Genomic DNA, 11,635 nt, shown 5'->3' on the forward strand with positions numbered 1-11,635 from the left:
CATCCCTGCTGCATATATGATATGGAAGGGGAGTGATGCGATTTTGAGGCTGAGTGAGCTGTCAGGAAAAGAGATCGTCGATATTAAAAGAGCGGAGCGGCTTGGCGTGCTTGGACAAACCGACCTTGAAATAAATGAACAGGACGGTCAAATTACAGCACTCATCATACCTTCCGTCAAATGGTTTGGCTTTCGAAAACAAGGAAATGACATCCGCGTTCCGTGGAATCACATTCAAAAAATAGGATCAGATATGATCATTCTCGATGTGCCTGAAGAACTTCAGCCGCACGGAGAAAAAGAGCACCCATCATAAAAGGGTGCTCTTTTTCTTTTCTCTCTCCGATTTGTTCACAGGCTGAATCCTCTCCTCATATGCTGAAAGGGAGATTCGGAAAATATTACAGACTTTTTTAAATAAAGAAGGTGAACGGTCAGTATGTTGAGCGGTTTAACGGTTGCGGTGATCGGGGGAGATGCTAGGCAGCTTGAAATCATTCGCAAGCTGTCACAGCAGCATGCCAAAGTGTTTTTGGTCGGATTTGATCAGCTGGATCATGGATTTATTGGTGCTGAAAAGCTGAAAATGTCAGAGCTTCCATTTGAACAAGTGGATAGTATGATCCTTCCGGTATCAGGTGCTACAGACGAAGGGGTCGTTGCCACCGTTTTTTCAAATGAGAAGGTCGTGCTAGAAGTTAAATATTTAGAAAGAACCCCTGCACATTGTACCTTGTACTCAGGTATTTCTAATATGTACTTAGACAATATGGCAAAGCAGGTGAACCGGAAGCTTGTGAAGCTGTTTGAGCGAGATGATATTGCCATATATAACTCTATTCCAACAGTTGAAGGGATTATCATGATGGCCATTCAGCAAACGGACTATACGATTCATGGGTCACATGTCGCTGTTCTCGGACTTGGTCGAACAGGGCTCACCATTGCCCGCACATTTCGGGCGCTAGGTGCGAAAGTGAAAGTTGGTGCTGCGGATACAGCCCATTTAGCGCGAGCCTTTGAGATGGGACTTGATCCATTTTCAATGGACCGTTTAAAAGATGAAGTAACGGATGTCGACATCATCATTAATACGATTCCAAGCTTAGTATTAGATTCATCTGTCATCGTCAGCATGACACCAAAGACACTCATTTTGGATATCGCCTCCCGCCCAGGTGGAACAGACTTTGACTTTGCACAAAAGCATGGAGTGAAGGCACTTCTTGCACCAGGACTTCCAGGGATTGTGGCACCAAAGACAGCCGGGCAGATCATTGCAAAAGTGCTTTCTGGGCTCTTATGTGAACTTGCGGAGGAAAAAAGGGGGATGAAATCATGACTACACTAAAGGGGAAAAGAATCGGCTTTGGTTTAACAGGTTCTCACTGCACGTACGAAGCCGTTTTTCCGCAAATCGAATCACTCGTGAAAGAAGGGGCAGAAGTGCGTCCTGTCGTGTCATATACGGTGCAAAATACGAATACGAGATTCGGAGAAGGAGCGGACTGGATTGAGCGGATTGAGAAGCTGACAGGATTTCAAGCGATTGACTCAATCGTCAAAGCAGAGCCGCTTGGACCAAAACTTCCACTTGATTGTATGGTCATTGCGCCTTTAACAGGCAATTCAATGGCGAAATTTGCAAATGCACTAACAGACAGTCCAGTCTTAATGGCTGCTAAGGCGACCATTCGTAATCATCGCCCTGTCGTTTTAGGCATTTCCACCAATGATGCATTAGGTTTAAATGGTACAAATCTCATGAGACTCATGTCGACAAAGAACATTTTCTTTATTCCATTCGGCCAAGATGATCCATTCAAAAAACCGACTTCCATGGTAGCGCATATGGATCTACTGACGAAAACAGTAGAAGAGGCGCTCGAGCATAGACAAATTCAGCCCATTTTAATTGGATCAAACGAATAATAGATTCACTAGAAAATCATGAAAGATTCAAAAAAGGTACTTCAAGCCTTGCTTTTCTATGGTAAAATAAAATGTAAAAAGTCATAGGATGGCCATCCGAAAGAAAAGAATCATGGATGGGTCGGAAGGAGTTTTACTGATGGGAAGAGGATTGCATGTAGCTGTAGTTGGAGCGACTGGAGCTGTCGGTCAACAAATGTTAAAAACACTAGCTGACAGAGATTTTGAAATGGATACACTTACTCTACTATCCTCAAAACGTTCTGCTGGAACAAAAGTGACATTCAGAGGTCAAGAGTATACCGTTCAAGAAGCAACACCTGAAAGCTTTGAAGGGGTCAATATTGCACTATTCAGTGCGGGAGGAAATGTTTCCAAAGCGCTAGCTCCTGAAGCAGTCAAACGAGGTGCAATTGTTGTCGATAATACAAGTGCTTTTCGTATGGACGAAAATACCCCTCTTGTCGTACCAGAGGTAAACGAAAAAGATTTACATGATCATCAAGGGATCATTGCAAACCCTAACTGTTCAACGATTCAAATGGTGGCGGCGCTAGAACCGCTTCGTCAAGCGTATGGCATGAAAAAAGTCATTGTGTCTACTTACCAAGCAGTATCAGGTGCAGGACATGAAGCCATTGACGAACTGTACAGCCAGTCGCAAGCCATTTTAAATAAAGAAGATGTGAAACCAGAAGTCATGCCTTATCAAATTGCCTTCAATGCGATTCCGCAAATTGATAAATTCCAAGACAATGGCTATACATTTGAAGAAATGAAAATGATCAATGAAACGAAAAAAATCATGCACTTGCCAGAGCTGGAAGTAGCGGCAACATGTGTGAGACTACCAATTGAAACGGGTCATTCAGAATCGGTTTACGTTGAACTTGAATCAAATGACGCAACGGTTGATGACGTCAAGTCCATCCTAAAAGATGCACCAGGCATCACATTACAAGATGATCCGTCTCAGCAAATTTATCCAATGCCTGCAGATGCTGTTGGTAAATACGACGTATTTGTCGGCCGCATTCGGAAGGATTTGGATCGTCCAAATGGCTTCCATATGTGGATTGTATCTGATAACCTGCTAAAAGGCGCTGCATGGAACTCCGTTCAAATTGCAGAAAGCTTACGAGCATTAAAATTAGTTTAACATTCAATGGATGATGAGGACGAATAGAAGAGAGTTAGGCATCTTTCGCCTGCTCTCTTCTGTTACGTCAGAATGAACTTGGAGTGAAAACAGTGAAAATAATTGTCCAAAAATTTGGCGGTACATCTGTCAAAGATGATCAAGGGAGAAAAAGGGCACTTGCACATATCTTATCTGCAAAAGAGAAAGGCTATAAATCGGTCGTTGTCGTGTCTGCGATGGGACGAAAAGGCGATCCTTATGCGACAGATACGCTGCTGGGTCTGCTTTACGGCAATGCGCAGCATATGACAAACCGAGAAAAAGATTTACTCGTGTCTTGCGGAGAAAATATTTCAGCTGTTGTTTTTTCAAGTATGCTGAATGAAAACGGGCTAAAGGCTGTAGCGATGACAGGATCACAGGCAGGCTTTGTGACAGATAAAGAACATACAAATGCGAAAATTATTGACATGAAGTGTGAACGTCTTGAGGCGGCACTTTCAGAGCATGATGTGGTTGTCGTTGCTGGATTCCAAGGCGCTGCAAAAAATGGAGACGTGACAACAATCGGACGAGGCGGCAGTGATACGTCAGCTGCTGCGTTAGGAGCTGCATTGCAGGCAGATTTCATCGATATTTTTACAGATGTAGAAGGGGTCATGACAGCAGATCCCCGTATCGTAGAAAATGCAAAACCACTGAGAGTCGTGACATACACAGAAATTTGTAACCTCGCATACCAAGGGGCAAAAGTCATTCACCCTAGAGCTGTTGAAATTGCCATGCAAGCAAAAGTACCAATGAGGGTCCGTTCAACATACTCTGATGATGAGGGCACACTCGTGACATCACACTACTCAGATAAAATGAGTCATGATGTGTACGACCGCCTGATTACGGGTATTGCACATGTCAATGATGTCACACAAATCAAAGTCCCAGCTAAAGAGGGACAGTACAGCGTACAAACAGAAGTCTTTAAAGCAATGGCAAATGCCCAAATCAGTGTCGATTTCTTCAACATTACACCGAGCGAAATCGTCTATACGGTGACAGGTGCAATGACTGAAAAAGCAACGGCGATCCTAAAAGATCTGGGCTATACGCCGATTGTCACGACAAACTGTGCAAAGGTATCAGCTGTTGGAGCAGGCATTATGGGTGTACCAGGTGTCACATCTAAAATTGTATCTGCACTATCTGAGCAAAATATTCCGATCTTACAGTCCGCTGACAGTCATACGACGATTTGGGTGTTAGTGAACGAAGAAAACATGAGAGCGGCTGTTAATGCCCTTCATGAAGTGTTTGAACTTTCAAGATAAATGTGATTGAATCATGATGAGGTGAAAAAAATGAATTTCGGAAATATCGCAACAGCTATGATTACACCTTTTGATAAAAAGGGCAACATTGATTTCCAAAAGCTATCAATTCTCATTGATTACTTGTTAAAAAACGGCAGTGACTCTTTAGTCGTTGCAGGGACAACAGGCGAATCGCCAACTTTATCGACTGAAGAAAAAGTCGCTCTTTTTCAGCAATCGGTGAAATTAGCAAATGGTCGTTGTAAAATCATTGCAGGAACAGGCAGTAATAACACAAATGCGTCTATTAAACTAACGAAAAAAGCAGAAGAAGCGGGCGTTGATGCAGTGATGCTTGTCGTACCTTACTACAACAAGCCATCACAGGAAGGCATGTATGCACACTTTAAAGCAATTGCCGAGTCTACATCTCTTCCTGTCATGCTTTACAATGTACCAGGAAGAACGGTTGCTTCATTAGCACCAGAAACAACGATTAAGCTTGCGCAAATACCGAACATTGTCGCAATCAAAGAAGCAAGCGGTGATCTAGATGCCATGACAAAAATCATTGCAGAGACACCAGAAGATTTTGACGTTTATTCTGGTGACGACAGCTTAACGCTTCCTGCGGTTGCGGTTGGTGCAAAAGGAGTCGTCTCAGTGGCTTCTCATATCGTAGGCCTTGATATGCAGCAAATGCTAAAAAGCTACGCCTCAGGACAAACAGCGAATGCGGCATTGATTCATCAAAAGCTGGTGCCGATCATGAACCAGCTGTTCTCAGCGCCAAATCCAACGCCTGTCAAAACAGCTCTTCAGCTGAAAGGATTAGATGTCGGATCCGTTCGACTCCCGCTTTTACCTTTATCAGAAGAAGAGAGACTGAATTTAAGCAGCGTATTAAACAGCTGATCAAAACAAAAAAATTCGTAAGCGGTCATTCTCAGATGTCCCTGAGTATGACCGTTTTTTATACATAAACACTTTCTTAAAATGTGACTTCATCTTGTTTTCTAAAATTAGATTCAGTTATAATAGCATTAAGCGATGATGGACGGGCTTGAGACTAGGAGGATAAGAATTTTGAAAAAGAAAAATACAGAGAACGTAAGAATTATTGCACTGGGAGGCGTTGGAGAAATCGGGAAAAACTTATATGTCATTGAGATTGATTCCGACATATATGTTGTAGATGCAGGACTCATGCATCCAGAAAACGAAATGCTAGGCATTGACGTGGTCATTCCTGATATCTCTTATTTAACAGAACGAGCTGATCGGGTGAAAGCAATTTTTCTTACCCACGGACATGATGAAGCAATCGGAGGCGTATTCCATTGCTTAAGCAAATTGTCTGTACCAGTTTACGGCACGAAGCTGACCCTTGCGTTACTTCGAGAAAAGTTAAAGCAATACGGCTTCAATCAAAAAGCTGATTTGCGCGAAGTTCATGCAAAGTCAGTCATTACATTTGAAACAACAAAGGTATCGTTCTTTAGAACGAATCACAGTATTCCTGATTCAGTCGGAATCAGCTTCAAAACATCTCTTGGTTCAATCGTATGCACAGGTGATTTTAAATTTGATCAAACCCCAGCGCTTAACCAAGCCTGTGACATCGGAGAGATTGCGAAAATTGGAAACAATGGCGTTTTAGCACTTCTTTCAGACAGTGCAAATGCTGAAAAACCAGGTTATACACCTTCTGAGGCGCTCGTCCAAGACGAAATCTCAAATGCGATGTACAATGCTGAAAACCGTGTGATTGTGGCTGTATCTTCATCAAATATTAACCGTGTACAGCAAATCATTAATGCCACAAACCAAAATGGCCGTAAGCTTGCAGTAGCAGGGAAAAATATGATGACAACGCTTCAGCTTGCGATCAAACTTGGTTATGTGACAGCAGACGAAGAATTATTTGTTCCAGTCCAAGAAGTGAAAAAAATGGCGAAAAACAGTGTGGTCATTCTCACAGCAGGAAGCCACGGTGAGCCTCTCGCTGCTTTAACAAAAATGGCGAAACAAAATCACAAACAGCTTCATATTGAAAAAGATGACACGGTTGTGATTGCGTCTACACCTCTTCCAGGACAAGAACTCACCTATTCAAAAACGGTGGATTTCCTTACAAGAAGCGGAGCACAAGTGATTTTTGCTCAAAAACGTGTGCATGTATCTGGACATGGCTGTCAAGAAGAGTTAAAGCTCATGCTGAACTTACTGAAGCCAAAGTATTTAATTCCAGTAAACGGCGAATATCGCATGCAAAAAGCACATTCTCGTATTGCTGAAGAAGTGGGTATGAAACGAAGCGACATTTTCTTAATTGATAAAGGGGATGTTGTGGAATTTAGAGGTCAAAACGTCAAAATCGGTGAAAAAGTACATCAAGGGAACATTTTGATCGACGGTCTTGGTGTTGGTGATATTGGGAATATTGTCTTACGTGATAGACGCCTATTGTCTCAAGATGGCATCTTGATTGTAGTCATTACGCTCGATAAACAAAAGAAACAATTAATTTCTGGACCTGAGATCATCACAAGAGGATTTGTTTATGTTAGAGAATCCGAAGAGCTGATTGTGAAAGCAACAGAAATGGTCAAAGGGATTGTGAAAGAGCAAACGGAAAACTCAATTGTTGAATGGTCAACACTGAAACAATCCATGCGCGATGTACTAAATCAATTCCTATATGAAAAAACAAAACGTAAGCCAATGATCATTCCAATTATTATGGAAGTGTGATGAGAAAAGCCCAAAGAGCACAAGCTCTTTGGGCTTTTTTGATGTGACATGATGAATGCGGATGGAATGTGACGATCTTGTTCATAATAGGAGGAGAGTTTTTAGGAAAGGATGGAGACAAATGGACGAACAGAATGAACAGCAGCCTGAGCGAAAACCAGAAGAAAAAGATAGCATTATGAGCAAAATACAACAGCTTGGTGAAACAGCCGTCCCGCAGTTGTCACAAGATACAAACATACATTGCCTGACTATTATTGGACAAATTGAAGGGCACATGCAGCTGCCGCCACAAAATAAAACAACCAAATACGAACATGTCATTCCACAAATCGTAGCAGTTGAACAAAACCCAAAAATTGAAGGACTTCTAATCATTTTAAATACAGTGGGCGGCGATGTAGAAGCGGGACTAGCTATTGCAGAAATGCTCGCTTCTTTATCCAAACCGACTGTATCCATTGTGCTTGGCGGCGGCCACTCTATTGGGGTCCCAATCGCCGTATCGTGTGATTATTCATACATTGCCGAAACAGCAACGATGACCATTCACCCTGTACGCTTAACCGGTCTAGTCATCGGTGTTCCGCAAACCTTTGAATACTTAGATAAAATGCAGGAAAGAGTCATAAATTTTGTCACGAGTCACTCAAACATTACAGAAGAGAAATTTAAAGAGCTTATGTTCTCTAAAGGCAATCTAACAAGAGACATTGGGACAAATGTCGTTGGCCATGAGGCGGCGGAATACGGGCTGATGCATGAAGTAGGCGGCGTTGGACAAGCGATTAAAAAGCTGAACGAGCTCATTGGAGAACGGGCAGCACAAAACGAGGGGCTGATCCAATGATTTTATATACACCTATGCCTTATGAAGCCATTTACGCTGAGGAACAAGGAGAACGCAAACTCCAGCAGGTAAACATTCAGGGCGTGCCAGTGATGGTTGAAATGAAAGAAGATGAAGTGGAAATCGTTCAAGTAATGAGTACGAATCCAATGGACTTTTTGAATCAGGAGCTTGCACCAGGTAAGCGATTGAAGTTACATTTAGGCACCAATCAAACCGACTCATATGAATGATTCTATGCTATAATAAAGGGAAAACTTACAACAAGATGCAGCCAAAACCAGGCTGCTTTCTTTCTGATCTTTTCGTAGGTTATATTTTCTTTTGTAGTAAGGTGATGAGTATGGCGAAAAAGAGAAAACGTAAGACAAGAAAAAAACAAAATAAACAGCTAAAACTGAAATATGAACTAAATGGGTTAGTCTGTATTGCCATAGCGATCATTGCCATTTTACAGCTAGGTGTAGTTGGACAAACCTTTGTACATCTATTCCGATTCTTTGCAGGTGAATGGTTTATTCTCTGCCTTATCGGATTATTTCTTTTTGGTGTGACGATCTTTTGGAAAAAACAAATTCCTGATTTACTGACAAGAAGAAAAGCAGGTTTATACTGCATCATTGCGAGTATCTTGCTTTTGTCGCATGTGAAGCTTTTTCAGCATCTTTCAGCTGCAGGCGTGATAGGCTCTCAAAGTGTAATCAGAAATACGTTTGAGTTATTCTTAATGGATATGAAAGGTGAGACAGGCTCGCCCGATTTAGGAGGCGGTATGATCGGTGCCGTATTATTTGCGGCCTCCTATTTCTTGTTTGCACAAGCAGGATCTCAAATCATGGCCATTGTGCTAATGCTGATTGGCATTGTTCTGATCACTAACCGGTCACTGCAAGAAATGGTCAAAAAAGTGACGCTACCTGTATCACAATTTTTGGTGAAGCAGTGGAAAGCATTTATTGAAGATATGAAAGGCATAAGGCAGGCGAAAAAGAATGCACCTGCGCAGAGAACAAGTGAAAAGAAAAAACGTTCACGCATACAAGAAGAGGCCGAAGAAGATCGTGATCAAATCTTGATCGAGGAAGAAGAGCAGGCTTCTGACAATCGTCAGCCGATTATCTCAAGTTTTGCTGATCGAGATGACATGCTCACACCGCCGGTTCAAAAAGATCAGCCGGTCAATGAGCCAGATCCTCTTCAAGAAACTGTACAAGGCACTCCGTCTCATGATATAGGGGTTGAACCAAAAGAAGCTCCGCCTATGACGTTTACGGAGCTTGAAAATAAGGATTATGAGCTGCCATCGCTTGATATTTTAGCTGAGCCGCAGCATTCAGGTCAGCAAACAGATAAGAAGAATATTTATGAAAATGCAAGAAAGCTTGAAAAGACCTTCCAAAGCTTCGGTGTAAAAGCAAAAGTGACACAAGTTCATTTAGGGCCGGCCGTCACAAAATATGAAGTATACCCTGATGTCGGCGTGAAGGTAAGTAAGATCGTCAACTTGAGTGATGATCTAGCCCTTGCATTAGCAGCAAAAGACATTCGAATTGAGGCGCCGATTCCTGGCAAATCCGCCATCGGAATTGAAGTTCCCAATGCAGAAATTGCGATGGTTTCTTTAAAAGAGGTTTTAGAATCGAAACAAAATGACCGCCCAAATGCCAAGCTACTCATCGGACTGGGCCGAAATATTTCTGGTGAAGCTGTGCTGGCTGAAATGAACAAAATGCCGCATTTACTTGTGGCTGGCTCGACAGGAAGCGGAAAAAGCGTATGTATCAATGGCATTATCACAAGTATTCTCATGAGAGCAAAACCTCATGAAGTGAAGATGATGATGATTGACCCGAAAATGGTTGAATTAAATGTTTATAACGGCATCCCGCATCTGTTGGCTCCAGTTGTAACCGATCCTAAAAAAGCCTCACAGGCACTTAAAAAAGTGGTTAGTGAAATGGAGCGCCGTTACGAATTGTTTTCGCATACGGGCACAAGAAATATTGAAGGGTACAATGATTACATTAAACGAATGAATCAATCAGAAGAGGCGAAGCAGCCAGAACTCCCTTATATTGTCGTCATTGTAGACGAGCTTGCTGATTTAATGATGGTTGCTTCCTCTGATGTGGAAGATTCCATTACAAGGCTTTCTCAAATGGCACGTGCTGCAGGGATTCATTTAATTATCGCCACACAGAGACCTTCGGTTGATGTCATTACTGGTGTCATTAAAGCCAATATTCCATCCCGTATTGCATTTAGCGTATCGTCACAAACCGATTCAAGGACCATTCTTGATATGGGAGGCGCAGAAAAATTACTGGGCAGAGGGGATATGTTGTTCTTACCGGTCGGTGCGAACAAACCAGTTCGTGTACAAGGCGCCTTTTTATCAGATGAAGAAGTGGAACATGTCGTTGATCATGTCATCACACAGCAAAAAGCACAATATCAAGAAGAAATGATCCCAAGTGAAGAAACGCAAAATCAGCTTGGGGCTGTGGACGACGACTTATATGATGAAGCAGTTGAACTGATCATTGGCATGCAGACGGCCTCTGTTTCTATGCTGCAAAGGAGGTTCCGCATTGGTTATACTCGTGCTGCACGTCTTATTGACGCAATGGAAGAGCGCGGGGTTGTCGGACCATATGAAGGAAGTAAACCGAGAGAAGTCCTCCTTTCAAAAGAACAACATGACGAGCTCTCTTCATAATTCGAAGAGAGCTTTCCTATCATAAAGTTAACGATATAAAGATTATGTTAACTGGATGTCAGACTATTTATTTATTTGCAAAAACATGATATAGTTATGTTCATCTTATCTCGGAATAGAGATTTCTCATCTTATCATTTGCATTGATTAGACGGAGGGAAAACATGTCGACCAAAACAGACAATCGCCATTTATATTTGAAAGTGATTGACCGTATTAAAGAAGATATTCAAACAGGTGTATATGCCGAAAAGGAAAAGCTGCCTTCTGAATTTGAGCTCTCAAAGCTTTTAGGCGTGAGCAGAGCGACCCTTCGTGAAGCCCTTCGTATATTAGAAGAAGAGAAATATTTAATAAGAAGGCATGGTGTGGGGACTTTCGTCAACTCAAGACCGCTTTTTTCTACTGGCATTGAACAGCTGACAAGTGTTACAAAAATGATTGAACAGGTCAATATGACACCAGGTACCATCTTTTTGTCCTCACAAGAAGGGGAGCCGACGGAGAATGATGTCATTCGTTTTCAGTGTGATGAATCCGAGAAGGTTTTTTCAATGGAACGCGTTCGAACAGCAGATGGACAGCCAGTCGTCTATTGTTTAGATAAAATTCCGGTTAAACATCTTCCCGCTTCTTTTACTCACGAGGAAGAGTCGCTTTTTGAGCTGTTTGGGAGAGAACCGCACAGCGGAATTAAATATGCCGTGGCAGACATCGAACCGATTGGTTATCACGATCAGGTTTCACCGATACTAGAATGTGACCCAGAAACAGCGTTACTATTACTGAAACAAATGCACTATGATCAAGACGATCAGCCGGTCTTATACTCGCTCAATTATTTTCGAGCGGATAAATTCAGTTTCCATGTCATACGTAAACGATTTTAAAAAGCAGTCGCTTCCATAGGCGGTTGCTTTTTGTTTGTCTAT

Annotated in this window: 11 protein-coding genes; all 11 read left to right on the plus strand. The window is 42.2% G+C overall.

Annotation, left to right across the window (positions count from 1 at the left end):
• Window positions 1-43 precede the first annotated feature (43 nt).
• The 11 genes from M2353_RS08490 to M2353_RS08540 all read left to right on the plus strand — a co-directional run bounded on the left by M2353_RS08490 (window position 44) and on the right by M2353_RS08540 (window position 11,593).
• The gene (locus M2353_RS08490) at window positions 44-316 is read left to right on the plus strand and encodes a YlmC/YmxH family sporulation protein (protein WP_008344726.1); all 273 of its coding nucleotides are present in this window, start codon (window positions 44-46) and stop codon (window positions 314-316) included.
• Window positions 317-439: 123 nt separating this feature from the next.
• Window positions 440-1,342 (plus strand): dipicolinic acid synthetase subunit A, encoded by a 903-nt coding sequence (dpaA, locus tag M2353_RS08495; RefSeq protein ID WP_284725246.1) that lies wholly within the window; start codon window positions 440-442, stop codon window positions 1,340-1,342.
• A complete protein-coding gene (dpaB, locus tag M2353_RS08500; protein ID WP_017367267.1) occupies window positions 1,339-1,932 on the plus strand; it encodes a dipicolinate synthase subunit B in 594 nt (197 codons plus the stop codon). Before dpaA ends, dpaB begins: the two co-directional genes overlap by 4 nt.
• A 139-nt stretch (window positions 1,933-2,071) precedes the next feature.
• Window positions 2,072-3,091: an aspartate-semialdehyde dehydrogenase gene (gene asd, locus M2353_RS08505; RefSeq protein WP_284725247.1), complete on the plus strand. Its 1,020-nt coding sequence runs from the start codon at window positions 2,072-2,074 to the stop codon at window positions 3,089-3,091.
• 92 nt (window positions 3,092-3,183) lie between these two features.
• Window positions 3,184-4,398 (plus strand): aspartate kinase, encoded by a 1,215-nt coding sequence (dapG, locus tag M2353_RS08510; RefSeq protein ID WP_019744173.1) that lies wholly within the window; start codon window positions 3,184-3,186, stop codon window positions 4,396-4,398.
• A gap of 30 nt (window positions 4,399-4,428) precedes the next feature.
• Complete coding sequence (dapA, locus tag M2353_RS08515) at window positions 4,429-5,295, plus strand: 4-hydroxy-tetrahydrodipicolinate synthase (RefSeq protein WP_008344717.1); 867 nt, start codon at window positions 4,429-4,431, stop codon at window positions 5,293-5,295.
• 171 nt (window positions 5,296-5,466) lie between these two features.
• A complete protein-coding gene (rnjB, locus tag M2353_RS08520) occupies window positions 5,467-7,134 on the plus strand; it encodes a ribonuclease J2 (RefSeq protein ID WP_008344715.1) in 1,668 nt (555 codons plus the stop codon).
• 121 nt (window positions 7,135-7,255) lie between these two features.
• A complete protein-coding gene (locus M2353_RS08525) occupies window positions 7,256-7,984 on the plus strand; it encodes a ClpP family protease (protein WP_008344713.1) in 729 nt (242 codons plus the stop codon).
• Window positions 7,981-8,217 carry a YlzJ-like family protein gene (locus M2353_RS08530; protein WP_203144333.1) on the plus strand — a complete coding sequence of 79 codons (237 nt, stop codon included), beginning with the start codon at window positions 7,981-7,983 and terminating at the stop codon, window positions 8,215-8,217. The genes M2353_RS08525 and M2353_RS08530 overlap by 4 nt, the downstream gene beginning before the upstream one ends.
• Before the next feature lie 110 nt (window positions 8,218-8,327).
• A complete protein-coding gene (locus M2353_RS08535; protein WP_284725248.1) occupies window positions 8,328-10,703 on the plus strand; it encodes an FtsK/SpoIIIE family DNA translocase in 2,376 nt (791 codons plus the stop codon).
• 164 nt (window positions 10,704-10,867) lie between these two features.
• On the plus strand, window positions 10,868-11,593 hold the full coding sequence (locus tag M2353_RS08540) for a GntR family transcriptional regulator (RefSeq protein WP_008344706.1): 726 nt from the start codon (window positions 10,868-10,870) through the stop codon (window positions 11,591-11,593).
• Window positions 11,594-11,635 lie beyond the last annotated feature (42 nt).

The sequence above is a fragment of the Bacillus aerius genome (genome assembly GCF_029894105.1).
Taxonomy (GTDB): Bacteria; Bacillota; Bacilli; order Bacillales; family Bacillaceae; genus Bacillus; species Bacillus altitudinis.

Coding starts and splice junctions, on each gene's coding strand:
- dpaA (WP_284725246.1), top strand. CDS start 440: ATGTTGAGCGGTTTAACGGTTGCGGTGATCGGGGGAGATGCTAGGCAG.
- dpaB (WP_017367267.1), top strand. CDS start 1,339: ATGACTACACTAAAGGGGAAAAGAATCGGCTTTGGTTTAACAGGTTCT.
- asd (WP_284725247.1), top strand. CDS start 2,072: ATGGGAAGAGGATTGCATGTAGCTGTAGTTGGAGCGACTGGAGCTGTC.
- dapA (WP_008344717.1), top strand. CDS start 4,429: ATGAATTTCGGAAATATCGCAACAGCTATGATTACACCTTTTGATAAA.
- M2353_RS08525 (WP_008344713.1), top strand. CDS start 7,256: ATGGACGAACAGAATGAACAGCAGCCTGAGCGAAAACCAGAAGAAAAA.
- M2353_RS08530 (WP_203144333.1), top strand. CDS start 7,981: ATGATTTTATATACACCTATGCCTTATGAAGCCATTTACGCTGAGGAA.
- M2353_RS08535 (WP_284725248.1), top strand. CDS start 8,328: ATGGCGAAAAAGAGAAAACGTAAGACAAGAAAAAAACAAAATAAACAG.
- M2353_RS08540 (WP_008344706.1), top strand. CDS start 10,868: ATGTCGACCAAAACAGACAATCGCCATTTATATTTGAAAGTGATTGAC.